This window comes from Pseudoxanthomonas sp. SE1, assembly GCF_029542205.1.
GTDB lineage: Bacteria > Pseudomonadota > Gammaproteobacteria > Xanthomonadales > Xanthomonadaceae > Pseudoxanthomonas_A.
Map to the genome: position 1 here is coordinate 2008925 of NZ_CP113783.1, position 15992 is coordinate 2024916.

A 15992-nucleotide genomic window follows, 5' to 3' on the forward strand; every position below is an offset into this window, starting at 1 on the left:
GCGGCCTCCGGGCCGCCTTTCCCTTACGGCGTCCTTACTGTCGCGCACGTCGCTTGCGGGCAGCGAACTCATCGGCTGTGATCTGCTCCACGGCGCTGACGCGGCAGTTGCCGCGCTTCGTCATCACTTCGGTGTCCTGCGGGCATAGTTGACCCAGCTGGCCATTCGTGGAGATTTCCACGGTGGGCGTCATGGTGATGGCGGCACAGCTGTTCCGGAATGCGACCCGGTAGTGGCTCTGGCCGTCACGCAGATAGAACTGCTCACCACTGCCGGCCCGGATGATTTCCTGGTCGTTGCCCAGGCTCACGCACGCGGTGACCGGCTCGCCCGCCTGTGCCGCCAAGGGGGCCAGGCCGGCAACGAACAGCAGGGAGGGAAGAAGACGTGGGTTCATGGCACCGCTCGAAGCGTTGGCAGCCGGAATTGGCTACGGTCACGCTACGCATCGGTCCCCGCTTTCAAATCTGCCGTTGGTGGTCCTTACCAGCGACCCGGTGCCGGAAGTCATGGCATCCCCACCCGCGCCTTCGCACGGGCGCATAAACGCAGAAAGCGGCCATTGGCCGCTTTCAAATCAAATAGTTGCGTGAATTACTTCATGCGATAGGTGATTCGACCCTTGGTGAGGTCGTAGGGGGTCATTTCGACCTTCACCTTGTCGCCGGTCAGGATGCGGATGTAGTTCTTGCGCATGCGGCCGGAGATATGGGCGATGATTTCGTGGCCGTTTTCCAGCTTGACCCGGAACATGGTGTTGGGCAGCGTCTCGGCAACGGTGCCTTCGAATTCAATGGAATCGTCTTTCGACATGTATGCCTGTGCTGTGCCGCGAGGAGATGGCGGGTGCCATGAAGCCGGGCATTGTACGCCAGCCAGGCCCCGGGTGCAAAAATTCCGTTATGGCACCGAGGGTTGCGACAGCAGGGCGGTGGGCAGCACACCGAACCGCGCGGTCCAGGCGCCTTCCGGTGTCGGCAGGTCGACCAGGCAGGCGACCTGTTCCAGAAAGGTCTCGCGAGGCACGAGGCACCCTCCCAGGGAGTGGAGGTGATCGTTTTCCACCTGTGCGTCGATCAGCGGCCAGCCCCACTCACGCAGGCGCGTCGCAAGCGCGGCAAGCGCGACCTTCGAGGCGCCGGATAGATGGCTGAACATGCTTTCGCCGAAGAACATCCGGCCGATCGCCACGCCATAGATACCGCCGGCCAGGCGGTCGCCATCGAAGACTTCCACCGAGTGCGCGTGCCCCTGCCGGTGCAGGTCGATGTAGGCCTGCCGCATGCCCGACGTGATCCAGGTGCCGTGCTGTCCCGGTCTTGGCGATTGCGCGCAGGCCGTGATGACCTGCTCGAAGCAGGTATCCGCGCGGACCTGCCATGCGCTCCGCTTCAGTTCGCGACGGAAGCGCGAGGACAGCCGTACGCCGTCCGTGTGGAACACCATGCGGGGATCGGGCGACCACCACAGCGGCGGCTGGCCGTCCGAGAACCACGGGAAGATGCCGTGCCGGTAGGCGTTGAGCAGGCGCGGCAGGGAAAGGTCGCCACCGATCGCCAGCAACCCGGCCGGTTCGCGCATGGCGGTGCCCGCGTGAGGAAAGGGGGCGTAGGGGTCGGAAGACAGGACGAACGGCCGTTGGCGCATGCCGCGATTGTAGGGGGCATTCATGGCGCGACGCGCCGGGTTCAGTCGCGATGCTTGAACGGTGCATGTGCCTGCAGGCTGCGGACATAGCGGCGTACGGCCACGGCTTCTTCACTGCACCAGGCGGCCAGGGCTGCGGAGAAGTCCGGACGGGCGATCCAGTGACGCGAGTGCACGAAGGTGGGCAGGAATCCGCGCGCGATCTTGTGCTCGCCCTGGGCGCCGGGCTCGAAGATCTTCAATCCCTCGCGCAGGCAATAATCGATGCCCTGGTAGTAGCAGGTCTCGAAATGCAGCCCCGGCAACGCGGTCTCCGCGCCCCAGTAGCGGCCGTACAGCGTGTCGCCTCCGCGCAGGCACAGCGCCCCCGCGATCGCGCGGCCGTTGTGGTCGGCCAGGAACATCACCAGGTTGCGGGGCAGTGAGGTGGCGAGATGTTGGAGGAATTCCAGCGTCAGTGCCGGCGGGTTGCCGTAGTCGTGGAAGGTACGCAGGTAGAAGCCGAACACCGCCTGCAGATCGGCCTCGCTGGCCTCATCGCCGTGCACGATCCGGAAGCTCACACCGGCGCGATGCACCTTCGCGCGCTCCTGGCGGATGTTCTTGCGGTGCTTGTGGTCGAAATCCGCAAGGAAGCCGTCAAAGTCGCACCAGTGTCCAGGATTGCGCCAGTGGTACTGCACGTCGATGCGGGGCAGCCAGCCCTCTGGAAAGCCTGCGTCCTCGGCAGGTGTCGGGAAGTTGATGTGGGCGGAGGACAGGTTCAGCCGCAGCGCTTCGTCCTGGATCGATGTCAGCAGCAAGGCGCGATGGCCAGGATCCGATGCCAGTAGCCGGGGCCCCGTGACAGGCGAGTAGGGCACGCCGCCCAGCCACTTGGGGTAATAGTCCAGTCCGTGCTGCGCGTATGCGTGCGCCCAGGCGTGGTCGAACACGAACTCGCCGTGCGAGTTCTCCTTGAGGTAGCCCGGCGCTGCAGCGACCAGCAGGTCTCCGTCCCATACCGTTGCGTGATGCGGCGTCCAGCCCCATTCCTCTCGCAGGCAGCCTTGGGTTTCGAGCCCGTGCAGGAACGCATGGGAAACAAAAGGGTTGCGAGCATCGTGCAACGCATCCCACGCGGATGCAGGCACGTTGACGAGGGAGGAGAAGAAACGGACTGCAGTCATCGGCAGCGATGCTACGGACGCAGGTCCAGCACGTCGATGGTCGGAGGATTGAACAAGCGCATCGGCAGGCCGATCTCGCCGGTACCGACGGTGGTGTATACGCGAACTGCGCCATGGGGCGTGCGCAGCAACTGCTCGCCGCGATCGAAGCCGTACTGGCTGGGAATCACGCGTTTGTACAGCCAGGGAATGCGGATCTGCCCGCCATGCGTGTGGCCGGCGAGCACCAGTGCGGACTGGTCCGGATCGAGGTCGATCGCACTGTCTGGATTGTGGGTCAGCACCAGGGTGGGCGAGGTCGAAGGCAAGGCCGCAAGGAAGCCGGGATCGTCCTTGTTCGCCCAGCGATCGCCCAGTCCGGCAAGACGGAACCCGCGCACGGCGACGATTTCGCCTTCGATCACCCTGACGTTGTGCGTCGCGAGGGCGGAACGGAGCTCTGCATCGATATCGGGGCCCGGCGACTGCTGGTCATGATTGCCGAGCACGGCGTACGTTGACAGATGGAGCTCCGCGAGCGGCGCGAACATCTGTTGCAGCGACTTGCCATCGGGTTCGTAGGTGAAGTCACCGGCGATCACCACCGCGTCGGCCTGCTGGGCATTGATCCGGTCCACCAACCGCTGCAGGTACCGACTGTTCTTGTAGACGCCCAGATGGATATCGCTGACCAGGACCAGCCTGGCCCGCGCGCCGGTGCCCGTCAGCGTGGTCTCCTGCACCCGGATGCGCTGCGGCTCGACGAAGCGGGCCCATGCGAACAGCAGGCAGCCGGCCAGCAGCAGGACGATCAGCCAGCGGCCACGGCGCTCACGCAGCCGCCACACCAGCCACGCCACGAACGGCCAGATCAGCCAGCTTCCGTGGAACAGGCATTGCTTGATCAGCAGCTTGTCCATCCGTGGAAGAGGTCGTTGCCCGGATCAGCCGTCCTTGTCCAGGAAGCGTTCGGCATCCAGCGCCGCCATGCAGCCGAAGCCGGCCGAGGTGATGGCCTGCCGATAGTGCTGGTCGGTGACGTCGCCGGCCGCGAACACGCCCGGGATCGTCGTCGCCGTAGCGTTGCCCTCGATGCCGGAGCGGATCTTCAGGTAGCCATTGCTCATGTCCAACTGGCCTTCGAACAGGCCGGTGTTCGGTGTATGGCCGATGGCGACGAAGAAGCCGTGCACGTCGATGTCGCGCGTGCTGCCGTCCTGCATCGACTTCACGCGGATGCCGGTGACGCCGGCATCGTTTCCCAGCACCTCGTCGACGGTGTGGTGCCACACCGGCTCGATCTTGCCGGCCTGGATCTTCGCGAACAGCTTGTCCTGCATGATTTTCTCGGCACGCAGCGTGTCGCGGCGGTGCACCAGGTAGACCTTGCGGGCGATGTTCGACAGGTACAGCGCCTCCTCGACCGCGGTATTGCCGCCGCCGATCACGGCCACGTCCTGGTCGCGGTAGAAGAAACCGTCGCAGGTGGCGCAGGCGGACACGCCGCGGCCCTTGAAGGCTTCTTCCGAGGGCAGGCCCAGGTACTTCGCGGTCGCGCCGGTGGCGATGATCAGCGCGTCGGCGGTGTATTCGCCGCTGTCGCCGATCAACTTGAACGGACGCTTGGACAGGTCGGCCGTGTGGATGTGGTCGAAGATCACTTCGGTCTCGAACCGCTCCGCATGCGCCTGCATGCGCGCCATCAGGTCCGGGCCCATCAGGCCGTGGGCATCGCCTGGCCAGTTGTCGACCTCCGTGGTCGTCATCAGCTGCCCGCCCTGCTGCAGACCGGTGACCACGACGGGCTTCAGATTGGCGCGGGCGGCGTAGACGGCAGCGGTCCAGCCGGCGGGGCCGGAGCCCAGGATCAACAGGCGGCAGTGCTTCGAAGTGCTCATGTATACTCGCGTGAGGGGTTGTCGGGCTGGCAACGACGCTGTCCGCATCGTCCGCAGGCCCATAGAGTGGCGGTGCGTATCCGGCGAATCAAGGCGCGCGGGTGGAAAGCGGTGGTGCATGCGCAAGCCCGGACGGATCGAATGAAGACGCTGCGCAGCCACGTGGCGTTTTTTGCTGTCTGGGGTCGGGCAATCGTTCGTCGCGGTGAGATGGTCAGGCTGTTGCCGCGGACATGATTCGTTTACTATCAATCACTAACAGAAATTTCCTAAGGTCTGGTCCAAAGGTGGCGAAGCAGCTCCCGGACAACGGCAAATCCAAGGGCGGCAACACGCCTGCGCGCAAGCAGGCGTCGCCTCCGAATCCGCGCAGGCAACGCCTCTGGCGTGATCTGGCCCTGATCGCCATCGCGCCACTGCTGCTGTATCTGCTGGCCAGCCTCTTCACGTTTTCACCGCAGGATCCCAGTTGGTCGCAGTCGGGCAGCCTGACCGCGCCGGTCCACAACATGGGCGGCCTGGCGGGTGCGTATCTTGCCGACATGCTGTTGTGGCTGTTCGGCTACGTGGCCTTCCTGTTGCCGCTGATCCTGGGCGCGATCGCGTGGATCGCATTGTTCGGCATGGACACCGACGGCGATGGCGAAGCTGACCTCGGGCCAGCGCTGCGCCTGATCGGCATGGTCGGCTTTCTGATTTCCGCGACGGGCTTGCTGCACTTGCGTGGCGTGCCGGCCGAACATTTTTCCGCCGGTGCCGGCGGCATCCTCGGTACGCTGGTGGGCAAGTCGCTGCTCAAGCTGTTTGGCGGACTGGGCGGCAACCTGTTCCTGCTGGTGCTGTTCCTCACCTCGGTGACACTGGCCACGGGGCTGTCCTGGTTCGCAGTGATGGAGCGCATCGGCAAGTACGTGCTGATGTTGCCCGACCTGTTTCGCCGCGGCAGCCAGCAGGCCAACGAGTGGCAGCAGACGCGGGCGATGCGCGAGGAGCGCGAGACCGTCCGCAAGACCGATGCCATCGCCCGCGCCAAGCGCGAGCCGGTCAAGATCGAGCCGCCCGCGCCGGCCATCGTGGAGAAAAGCGAACGCGCCAAGCGCGAGCAGCAGATCCCGTTGTTCCACGGCACCGGCGGCGACGAGTCCGGCTTGCCGCCGCTGTCGCTGCTCGATGATCCCAAGCCGCAGACCAAGGGTTATTCCGAAGAAACACTGGAAACCCTGTCGCGCCAGATCGAGTTCAAGCTCAAGGATTTCCGCATCGACGCGCAGGTGGTCGGTGCCTATCCCGGACCGGTCATCACGCGCTTCGAGATGGAGCCCGCGCCCGGCGTGAAGGTCAGCCAGATCAGTTCGCTGGACAAGGACATCGCCCGCGGCCTGTCGGTCAAGTCGGTGCGCGTGGTGGACGTGATCCCGGGCAAGTCGGTTATCGGCCTGGAGATCCCCAACACCAGCCGCGAGATGATCTACCTCAGTGAACTGCTGCGTTCGAAGGAATACGACAAGTCGGGCAGCCCGCTGACGCTGGCGCTGGGCAAGGACATCGCCGGCCGGCCGACCGTGGCCGACCTGGCGCGCATGCCGCACCTGCTGGTCGCCGGCACCACCGGTTCGGGCAAGTCGGTGGCCGTCAACGCGATGGTGCTGAGCCTGCTGTACAAGGCGTCGCCGAAAGACCTGCGCATGCTGATGATCGACCCGAAGATGCTGGAGCTCAGCGTCTACCAGGGCATTCCGCACCTGCTGGCGCCAGTGGTCACCGACATGAAGGAGGCCGCCAACGGTCTGCGTTGGTGCGTGGCGGAGATGGAGCGCCGCTACAAGCTGATGAGCGCGGTCGGCGTGCGCAACCTGGCCGGCTTCAACAAGAAGGTCAAGGACGCGATGGACGCGGGCCAGCCCTTGATGGATCCGCTGTTCAAGCCCAACCCGGATCTGGCCGAAGCGCCACGTCCACTCGAACCGATGCCGTTCATCGTCATCTTCATCGACGAGTTCGCCGACATGATGATGATCGTCGGCAAGAAGGTCGAAGAGCTGATCGCCCGTCTGGCGCAGAAGGCGCGCGCCGCCGGCATCCATCTGATCCTGGCCACGCAGCGTCCATCCGTCGACGTCATCACCGGCCTGATCAAGGCCAATATTCCCACCCGCATCGCATTCCAGGTCAGCTCCAAGATCGACTCGCGCACCATCCTGGACCAGTCCGGCGCGGAAACGCTGCTCGGTCACGGCGACATGCTGTACCTGCCGCCGGGCACGGCGATGCCGGAGCGCATCCACGGCGCCTTCGTCAGCGACGAGGAAGTGCACCGCGTTGTGGAGCACCTGAAGGCGAGCGGCAGCGCCGACTACATCGAAGGCGTGCTTGAGGAAGTCCAGACCATGGGCGACGGCATCGTCGTCGGCCCGACCGGACTGCCGGAATCCGGGGGCGGTGGCGGCGACGAGTCCGACCCGCTGTACGACGAAGCGGTCAAGATCGTCACCGAGAGCCGCCGTGCTTCCATCTCGGGCGTGCAGCGCCGCCTGAAGATCGGCTACAACCGCGCCGCGCGCCTGATCGAAGCCATGGAAGCGGCCGGCGTGGTGACCCCGCCCGAGCACAACGGCGACCGCCAGGTCCTCGCGCCGCCTCCGCCGCGCTGAGGCCTGATTCTGTGGGAGCGACGTCAGTCGCGATCGATCTTCGGCAACGCGTCATCGCGACTGACGTCGCTCCCACAACAGCCGGGCGCCAATGCCCTGTTCAGTTTCGTCCGGCCACACTCCGCTCCATGCCCTTCATTCCGGAACACACCATGCTCCGCACCGCACGCCTAGCCGTCCTCGCCACTGCCTTGCTCGCCACCAGTGCCTTTGCCGGTGCACGCGATGAACTGAAGACCTTCACCACCGGCCTGAAAGGCCTGGATGGCCAGTTCACCCAGAAGGTCTACGACGGCGGCGGCAAGCTCAAGGAAAGCTCCAGCGGTCGCGTGGCCTTGTCCGCGCCGCGCCTGTTCCGATGGGAATACAACAAGCCCTACGAACAATTGATCGTGGCCGACGGCAAGCAGGTGTGGGTCTACGATCCCGATCTGCAGCAGGCCACCGTGCGCGAGCAGGGCATCGAGGAAGAAAACAGTCCGCTGGCCGCACTGATCGATCCCGGCAAGCTGGACCAGCAGTTCAAGGTCGCCGAAGCCGCAGGGCAGGGTGGCGTGCAGTGGCTGACGCTCACGCCGAAGCAGGAAGGCGATGCCAGTTTCCAGACCGCACGGCTCGCTTTCACCGGCGGCACGCTGGTAAAGATGGAGGTGAAGGACGCCGTCGGCCAGCGCACCGAGATCGACTTCTCCGGCTGGAAGCGCAACCCGGCGTTCGCAGCCGGCACCTTCAAGTACACACCCGCAAAGGGCGTGGACGTGGTCGGTGGTCCCTGACCGTTCCATCAAGCGAGTTCCGACTGGCCGCGACGTTACAATGACGCGTGGCCAGGACACGCACCCCGCTTGAACCGCAGACCGACCTGCTGAGCATCGACACCGATGCGCTGCGGCCGCTGGCAGAGCGCATGCGGCCGCGCACGCTGGATGACATGGTGGGCCAGCGCCGACTGCTGGCGCCGGGCAGCGCGCTGCGTCGCGCGGTGGAATCCGGCCATGTGCACTCGATGATCCTGTGGGGGCCGCCCGGCTGTGGCAAAACCACGCTGTCCCTGTTGCTGGCGCGTTATGCGGACGCCGAGTTCAAGGCGATCTCCGCGGTGCTGTCCGGGTTGCCCGAGGTGCGCCAGGTACTCGCCGAAGCCGCGCAGCGCTTCGCTGGCGGACGGCGGACGGTGCTGTTCGTGGATGAGGTGCACCGGTTCAACAAGGCGCAGCAGGATGCATTCCTGCCGCACATCGAACGCGGCACGATCATCTTCGTCGGCGCGACCACCGAGAATCCTTCGTTCGAACTGAACTCGGCACTGCTGTCCCGCTGCCGTGTGCACGTGATGGAAGCCGTTTCGCCCGATGACATCCGGCACGCGCTGCAGGCCGCCCTGGATGACGCGGAGCATGGACTCGGCGGACTCGGGCTGCAGGTCGATGATGCCGCGCTGCTCGAGATCGCCACCGCAGCGGATGGCGATGTGCGGCGCGCGCTCACCCTGCTGGAAATCGCCGCCGAGCTGGCAGCCGACGAAGGCGGGCGCATCACGCCGCAGACGCTGGTGCAGGTGCTGGCCGACCGGACGCGCCGCTTCGACAAGGGTGGCGAGCAGTTCTACGACCAGATCTCCGCGCTCCACAAGTCGGTGCGCAGTTCCAATCCCGACGGCGCGGTGTATTGGCTGGCACGCATGCTCGATGGGGGGTGCGATCCGGCCTATCTGGCGCGACGGATGACGCGCATGGCGGTGGAAGACATCGGCCTGGCCGATCCGCGCGCCCTGCAGATGGCGATCGACGCCTGGGATACCTACGAACGGCTTGGCAGTCCGGAAGGCGACCTTGCGCTCGCGCAACTGGTGATCTATCTGGCCAGCACCGCCAAATCCAATGCGGGCTACATGGCGTTCAATGCCGCCAAGCGCGATGTGCGCGAGTACGGCACGCAGGACGTGCCGCTGCACCTGCGCAATGCGCCTACCAGACTGATGAAGGAACTGGGCTACGGTACCGGTTACCAGTATGACCACGATGCTGCCGGCGGCATCGCACTGGACCAGACGGCATTCCCCGATGCGATGGGGGAGCGGGTCTACTATGCCCCCGTCGAGCGCGGCCTCGAGATCAAGCTCAAGGAAAAGCTCGACCGCCTGCGTGAGGCGCGCCATCGGGCGCGAACGCAGGCAGGGCGCGACGAATGACCTCCCCATAGACGGAAGACGACCGATGCCGGCACACGCTGCACTCTGGTGGCAACAACTTGTGCTGGTGATGGCCGGCGGCGCCCTGGGTGCGGCGGCACGCTTCTGGCTTGGGGGCGCGCTGCTGCGGCAACTCGGAACCGGATTTCCATGGGGCACGTTCGCCGTGAACATGATCGGTTCCTTCGCAGCGGGCTTTCTCGCCATCTGGCTGGAAGGGCGTGGGCCTTCCGCACTGTACTGGCGCGCGTTCCTGCTCGTCGGGGTGCTGGGCGCGTTGACCACGTACTCGGCACTGATGGTGGAGTGCCTGTTGTTCGCGCGGACGGAACGCCAAGGCATGGCGTTGGGCTATCTGGCGGTCACCCTGCTCACCGGATTGCTCCTGGTGTGGCTTGGCGCACGCCTCGCCGATACGGTACGCGCGCCGGCTTGGTAGCGCCCACAACGCCGACGACTGCTGCGGCCGGCCAACGATCCCTTTATATGACGCTTCCGCTTTGCGAGCGGACGAGCGGCGCGATCGCGAACGAAAATTTAACGCACCCAGCGGACAGGACTAACGATTGCCATGCAAATGTGACCCGCGTCGCTTTTTAGGGGCTTCCCCTGGGTCCCGGAGCGACCACAAGGAGACTCAACATGTGCATTCGCAAGACACTGATCGCATCGGCGGTACTGCTGGCGCTCGGCACGACGGGACAGGCATTCGCGCAACAGACCAACAACGAGAGCGGACGTGGGGACGACATTCTGGTCAACCTCGCCGCGGACATGAGCAACAACAGCACCAACACGGACAACAGCGACAACTCTGACAATTCGGACAACTCTGACAATTCCGACCACAGCGACAACAGCACTCACGACGGCGACAACCGCGACAATCGCGGCAGGGCGACTGCGGAAGGCTTTGGCTCGACAGCCGCCAACAATGGCAGCACAGCGACTTCAACATTCTCCAACTCATTCAACCACAGCAAGGCCGTGGCCGAAACGAAGCTGATCGGCGCCGTTTCGGGCGTGACCGTGCACGACATCGGCAACGTCGCCAAGAACTGGGGCGACGCGAACGGTGGTGACGGTGGCGAGGGTGGCGCGGGCTATGGTGGCAAGGGCTACGGCGGCAGCGCTGCGGGCGGCACCGGCAACGGCGGCGGCGGCGGCGATGGCGGCGACGGCGGCAATGGCGGTAGCGGTGGGAGCGCCAACAACGGCAGCGCGACCGCGGGCGATTCGTCCAATGGCAGCGCCAGCATCGGCGACGCGACGGCCGGCAACGGCGGCCGTGGCGGCAACACCGACGATACCCGCGGCGCCAACGGCGGCGACGGCCAGGGCTGGGGCGGCGATGGCAAGGGCTATGCCGGTGACGGCAAGGGCTATGGCGGCGATGGTGACGGCGACGGTGGGCACGGTGGTGGCGCCAGCGGCGCGTCCGGCGGCGATGCCGGCAGTGCCAGCGGCGATACGGGCTCCATCGCGGGCGCATCCGGCGGTGATGCAGGTGCCGGCAGCGGTGACTCGCGCGAACGTGGCGCAGGCAACGGTTCCAGCGGCGACGGCACCGCAACAGGCGGCGCGGGCACCTCGGGCGACGCGACGTCGACCGGCGGCGCCAGTTCGGCCACCGCGGGCGCGGGCACCAGCGGTGATGGCACCGGTACGGGCGGTTCAGGCTCCGGCACTGGCGGTGCGGGCGACGGCGCGGGCGGCGATGCGACCGGCACCGGCGGCGCAGGCTCCGGCATGGGCGGCGCGGGCGGCACGCTGACGGCGACCGCAGGCGACGGCGGCGATGGTGGCGATGCCAGCAATGGCGATGCCAGCAACGGCAGCGCGTCCTCCACCGCCAGCAATGGCGATGCGACAGCCGGCAACGGCGCAAGCGGCGCGGTCGGTGCGACCGGGGGTGCCGGTGGCGTCGGCAACGGAGGCGACGGCAATGGCGGTGACGGCAATGGTGGCGTCGGCAACGGCGCAACCGGTGGTGCCGGCGGCGCGGGCGGTTCCGTCGCAGTCGATGCGGGTGCGTTCGACATGTCGAACAACATGACGAGCGTCGGGCAGTCGGCGGCCGGCATCATGGTGGCGGCGCAGAACAGTGGCATGGCCTCGCTGATCCAGCAGGGCATCACCGTTCAAGCCAACCTGACCGTAGGCCCATAAGCGTTCCGCAGTGTCCTGGCCCGGCCGGGCCAGGCACGCCGCGTGGACGCAGGCGTCCCGCTTCACGGCGGGACGCCCCACGGCTGCGCGATGGACGCATGGCAAGGGAGACTGACCATGCACACGCACCAACAGGCCGGGTTGCGCATCGCAACCTGGGGACTGCTCATTCTCGCCTTCGGTGCCGCAGCGGAAGACAACGCCGTTGCGCGCGCCGGATGGACGCCCGCCATCACGTTCGAGACATCGGTTCCGGACGTCCCGGTCGTGGCCGTCAGCGAACTGGGACGCGCGGTCGCGGTGGACCGGCTGTCCGCCCTGCGAGGCGGCGACAGCAGCCAGACCGAGAACCTCATCGATGTGGACGGCTCCGTGGATGGCAACACGGCGCACCACATCACCAGTGGAACCAACAGCATCGCTGACGGCGCATTCGGCAACGCCAGCGGCATCAACACGGTCATCCAGAACACGGGCAGCAACGTGCTGATCCAGAACGCGATGATCGTGACCGTCGATTTCGCCGGCGGACCGCAATGAAACACCACGGGTGGCAGCATCGATGGCCGCGATGTGCCGCGGTCGCTTGTGCGTTCGCCGTGCTCGGCGGTGCGTCGGCGGCTACCAGCGACGTCCGCGTGCCGGGCAGCAACTACAGCGTCCGCGTGACCAGCCTGAAGGAAGCACGGTTCAAGACGACGCTGCCGCAGCAGTACGATTTCAGTTGCGGCTCCGCGGCCACGGCCACGCTGCTGACCCATCAGTACGGGCATCCGGTCAGCGAAGTGGATGTGTTCGTGCAGATGTACAACAACGGCGACCAGGCGCGTATCCGCAAGGAAGGCTTCTCGCTGCTGGACATGCGTCGCTACCTGCGCTCCAAAGGGTACGAAGCCGATGGCTTCGAACTGCCGCTGGACAAGCTGCAGCAGGAGAACGTACCCGCGATCGTACTGCTCAACGATCGCGGCTACCGGCACTTCGTCGTCGTCAAGGGCCTGCGCGATGGTCGCGTGCTGCTGGGCGATCCCGCGCGCGGCACGCGCGCGATGCCGCGCTCGCGCTTCGAGGCGTTGTGGGACAACCGGGTGATGTTCGTCGTGCACAACCAGCGGGAACGCGCCCGCTTCAACCAGGCCCGCGACTGGCAGACCGCACCTCCGGCGCCACTCGACATGGGAATCCAGCGCGACGGCCTGCGCAACGTCACCGTGCCCAGGCGCGGTCCGGGAGACATCTGACATGGACAGGATCAGGCAGGGCGTCTGCCGCGGCACGGTCATGCTGGCCGTGCTGCTGGTGCCTGTTGGCGCGCGGGGGCAGGGTGGAGAGTTGGGCACTGACTGGCAGCCCGTCGATCCCGCGCGTCTCGCCGAGATGCGCGGTGGCTTCCAGATGCCCTCGGGCATGATGCTGTCGTTCGGCATCGAGCGCGTCGTCTTCCTCAACGGCGAGCTGACGGCGCGCATCGCCGTGCAGGTTCCGGACGTGGCGCGCATCACACCGGACCAGGCGCAGGCGCTGGCCGATTTCAATCGCGGACTGGTGGTGCAGATCGGCACCGGCAATCACTTCGACCCCGCGCAGGCCGGCGGCGGGCTGGTGATCCAGAACACGCTGGATGACCAGGATATCCGCACGGTCACCCGTATCGACGTGGGCGTCGACACGCTGGGGGCCTACCAGGCCCTCAACGCCAATGGCGCGCTCACGGATGCGCTCATCCGCGCGCCCGGCGGCCCGTGACGCAGGTACAAGGCCGGGATTACCGCGACACACGCACCAGAACAAGGGGAACATCATGAAAGGGACGTCTCTGATAGAAGTTGCGCCGCTGGCACTTGCAGTCGGCCTGGGCGTGCATGCGGGCCAGGCGAGAGCACAGGAGCCGATGATGCCGGCGCCTCAACCGCCGCCGTTGCCGGCGCAGCCTTACGAGATCACGGCCGATGCGCGGCTGGATGCGTTGCAGCGCCAACTCAATGAGCAGACGCAGCGGCTGCAGGCCATGCGTGACGCCATGCAGGCGCAGGAGCAGCAGATCTTCAATCTGCAGAATGCGCTCAACGAAGAAATCCTCGCCAATGCGCGCGCGCGTGGCGCGCCTGCACCGGTGATCGTGCCCGCGCTGAACCAGGCGCCGACCTTCCGCGATTCCCCGCCGCCGGCGCAGACCTACATCGTGACCGGTCCGGCACCTCAGGCAACCCCGCAGGTGCCGTCGGGTACCGACGGCGCGCGCACGGGCACGCAGGTCGCGCAGTCAGGTTCCGCACAGGGCACCTCACCGCCTGCGAGCCAGCAGGCAGACACGCAGGCGCCGCAACGGGTGGGACAGGCACCGGAAAGCGATTCGCGGCCACCCGAGGTCGCGCAGATATTCGATCAGCCCGGCGTGCTGACACCCAAGGGCAAGATGGTGCTTGAGCCGTCGCTGCAGTACGGCTACTCGGCCAACGATCGTGTCGCGCTGGTGGGCTACACCATCATTCCCGCCATCCTGATCGGCCTGATCGATGTGCGGCAGGTGAAGACCACCACCGCTGTGGCCACGCTCACCGGGCGCTATGGCCTCAGCCGACGCATGGAAGTCGAAGCAAAGCTGCCCTACGTCTACATCCATAGCGATACGGTCAGCCGCGAGATCTTCACCGGTTCCGCCCAGGACCGCGTGTTCAATGCGCGCGGCAGCGGAATCGGTGACGTGGAAGTTACCGGCCGCTACCAGCTCAACCGGGGTGCGGCCGACAAGCCGTTCTACATCGCATGGCTGCGCTACAAGAGCCGCACGGGCCGCGACCTGTTCGAGGTCGTCACCGACTGCGTGACGCGCTGCGTGGCCAATACCACCGGTACCGGCCTGCCGCTCGACCTGCCCACCGGCAGCGGTTTCAATTCGCTGCAACCCGGCGTCACCTGGCTGTACCCTTCGGATCCTGTCGTGTTCTTCGGCAGCCTCAGCTACCTGCACAACTTCAAGCGCAGTGACGTCTCACGTCGCGTGCTGGGCGGGCAGACCGAATTCCTGGGCGATATCAAGGCCGGAGACATCCTGGGCTTCAACCTCGGCATGGGCCTGGCGCTCAACGAGAAGGCGGCCATCAGCATCGGCTACGACCAGAGCATCGTCGACAAGACCGAGCAGGATGGGGAAGAGGTCGCCGGTGCGGTGCGCACGACACTGGGGACCCTGCTGCTGGGGGGGACCTACCGCTTCAGCGACCGTATGTCGCTGAACGTCGCGCTGGGCGTGGGCGTCACCCGCGACACGCCGGACGTGACCTTCACGGCGCGCCTGCCGATCAACTTCTGATCACCCCGCGTCAGCCGGCGCGGCCCTGCCACCACAGCCACACGGCCGCCGCCAGCATCAGCCACTCGGTGAGCGCCAGTGCGAGTGTGGTGGTTTCCACCGGCCACCAGCGCAGCAGCGCGAGGCTGCGGTAAAGTACGATGGGCACGTACAGCGCCATCGCCAGTACCAGCCCCGTGCGCATCTGCTGGGTCCAGGCGAACCACGCGAACAGGAACGCCAGGCCCAACTGCAGGCCGCCGTAGATCGTCAGGTATTCCGTCTGCCCGGACCGGGTGAGCGTGGCGTAGCCCACCGCCGCGGCGGTGCGCGCCGGCGCCAGCGTGCACCAAGCCGCGAGCAACAGGTAGGCCATCGCATTGAGGTAAAGATAGACCGAGGTCATCGCGCATCTCCGGGTCGTGGAATGTCGTTCTTGCAGGGTGGCCGGTTATGGCGCGGTGAACATGGGGAAAATCCGACGGAACGACGCGACATGGGCCGATCCCACGGCATTGCGCACCGGCGGATGCTGCAGGTCCCCATCCGCAGGAGCCTGCCATGTCCCGGTCTTCGTCGTGCGCATGGCGCATCGTGCTGGCCTGCATCCTTGTCGCCGGTGGCTCGTCCACCTGGGGCAGTGACCCCATCCACAAGTGCCGGGGCGCGGACGGACAGCCGCATTACCAGGCCACGCCCTGTCCATCGACGCAACGCACGGAATGGGTACGCGACTATCCGCCGGATCCCCCGGCTCCCGCCGCGTCCGCCGCATCCGCAGTGCCGGCGACGGACAGTTCCCGTCCGCGCGCACGTACGGGAGCACGCCGTCAGAAGGCCTCGGCGCAGGGCACGGTCATCTCGATGCATCGCGATGCCGCCGCCTGCGAGCGTGCGAAGAAGGCCCGTGACCAGGCCTACGCGCGGCTGGGACTGAAGCGCGACTTTGCGGCGAGCCGCAAACTGGACGACCGTGTCAACGATGCCTGCCGCTGA

General features: G+C 66.3%; 17 protein-coding genes. 10 read left to right on the forward strand and 7 right to left on the reverse strand.

Annotated features, from left to right (window positions below; all coding sequences use genetic code 11):
• Positions 1-34: 34 nt before the first annotated feature.
• From OY559_RS09465 to trxB, 6 genes are all read right to left on the reverse strand, one after another.
• Complete coding sequence (locus OY559_RS09465; RefSeq protein ID WP_277729801.1) at positions 35-397, reverse strand: hypothetical protein; 363 nt, start codon at positions 395-397, stop codon at positions 35-37.
• Between the two features lie 197 nt (positions 398-594).
• A complete protein-coding gene (gene infA / locus OY559_RS09470) occupies positions 595-813 on the reverse strand; it encodes a translation initiation factor IF-1 (protein ID WP_055943174.1) in 219 nt (72 codons plus the stop codon).
• 87 nt (positions 814-900) lie between these two features.
• Positions 901-1647 carry a leucyl/phenylalanyl-tRNA--protein transferase gene (aat, locus tag OY559_RS09475; protein ID WP_277729802.1) on the reverse strand — a complete coding sequence of 249 codons (747 nt, stop codon included), beginning with the start codon at positions 1645-1647 and terminating at the stop codon, positions 901-903.
• A gap of 41 nt (positions 1648-1688) precedes the next feature.
• On the reverse strand, positions 1689-2816 hold the full coding sequence (locus OY559_RS09480) for a GNAT family N-acetyltransferase (RefSeq protein ID WP_277729803.1): 1128 nt from the start codon (positions 2814-2816) through the stop codon (positions 1689-1691).
• An 11-nt stretch (positions 2817-2827) separates the two neighbouring features.
• Positions 2828-3715, reverse strand: coding sequence for a metallophosphoesterase (locus tag OY559_RS09485; protein WP_277729804.1), 888 nt, complete (start codon positions 3713-3715; stop codon positions 2828-2830).
• Between the two features lie 24 nt (positions 3716-3739).
• Complete coding sequence (trxB, locus tag OY559_RS09490) at positions 3740-4693, reverse strand: thioredoxin-disulfide reductase (RefSeq protein ID WP_192201158.1); 954 nt, start codon at positions 4691-4693, stop codon at positions 3740-3742.
• Positions 4694-4980: 287 nt separating this feature from the next.
• Here trxB and OY559_RS09495 point away from each other — a divergent pair, with 287 nt between their 5' ends.
• From OY559_RS09495 to OY559_RS09535, 9 genes are all read left to right on the forward strand, one after another.
• Positions 4981-7344: a DNA translocase FtsK gene (locus OY559_RS09495; protein WP_277729805.1), complete on the forward strand. Its 2364-nt coding sequence runs from the start codon at positions 4981-4983 to the stop codon at positions 7342-7344.
• Positions 7345-7496: 152 nt separating this feature from the next.
• Positions 7497-8120: an outer membrane lipoprotein periplasmic chaperone LolA gene (lolA, locus tag OY559_RS09500; RefSeq protein WP_277729806.1), complete on the forward strand. Its 624-nt coding sequence runs from the start codon at positions 7497-7499 to the stop codon at positions 8118-8120.
• 47 nt (positions 8121-8167) lie between these two features.
• Positions 8168-9535, forward strand: a complete 1368-nt coding sequence (locus OY559_RS09505) for a replication-associated recombination protein A (protein WP_277729807.1) — start codon at positions 8168-8170, stop codon at positions 9533-9535.
• A gap of 25 nt (positions 9536-9560) precedes the next feature.
• A complete protein-coding gene (crcB, locus tag OY559_RS09510; protein WP_277729808.1) occupies positions 9561-9974 on the forward strand; it encodes a fluoride efflux transporter CrcB in 414 nt (137 codons plus the stop codon).
• A gap of 203 nt (positions 9975-10177) precedes the next feature.
• Positions 10178-11704, forward strand: coding sequence for a hypothetical protein (locus OY559_RS09515; RefSeq protein WP_277729809.1), 1527 nt, complete (start codon positions 10178-10180; stop codon positions 11702-11704).
• A gap of 117 nt (positions 11705-11821) precedes the next feature.
• Positions 11822-12244, forward strand: coding sequence for a hypothetical protein (locus OY559_RS09520; RefSeq protein WP_277729810.1), 423 nt, complete (start codon positions 11822-11824; stop codon positions 12242-12244).
• Entirely contained in the window at positions 12241-12945 is a 705-nt protein-coding gene (locus OY559_RS09525) for a C39 family peptidase (protein WP_277729811.1), read from the forward strand. The genes OY559_RS09520 and OY559_RS09525 overlap by 4 nt, the downstream gene beginning before the upstream one ends.
• A 1-nt stretch (position 12946) precedes the next feature.
• On the forward strand, positions 12947-13450 hold the full coding sequence (locus tag OY559_RS09530; protein ID WP_277729813.1) for a hypothetical protein: 504 nt from the start codon (positions 12947-12949) through the stop codon (positions 13448-13450).
• A 55-nt stretch (positions 13451-13505) separates the two neighbouring features.
• Positions 13506-15017: a transporter gene (locus tag OY559_RS09535; protein ID WP_277729814.1), complete on the forward strand. Its 1512-nt coding sequence runs from the start codon at positions 13506-13508 to the stop codon at positions 15015-15017.
• Between the two features lie 10 nt (positions 15018-15027).
• On the opposite strand, the gene OY559_RS09540 is transcribed toward OY559_RS09535, so the two are convergent.
• Positions 15028-15402, reverse strand: a complete 375-nt coding sequence (locus OY559_RS09540; RefSeq protein ID WP_277729815.1) for a DUF4345 domain-containing protein — start codon at positions 15400-15402, stop codon at positions 15028-15030.
• 155 nt (positions 15403-15557) lie between these two features.
• Here OY559_RS09540 and OY559_RS09545 point away from each other — a divergent pair, with 155 nt between their 5' ends.
• On the forward strand, positions 15558-15992 hold the full coding sequence (locus OY559_RS09545; RefSeq protein WP_277729816.1) for a DUF4124 domain-containing protein: 435 nt from the start codon (positions 15558-15560) through the stop codon (positions 15990-15992).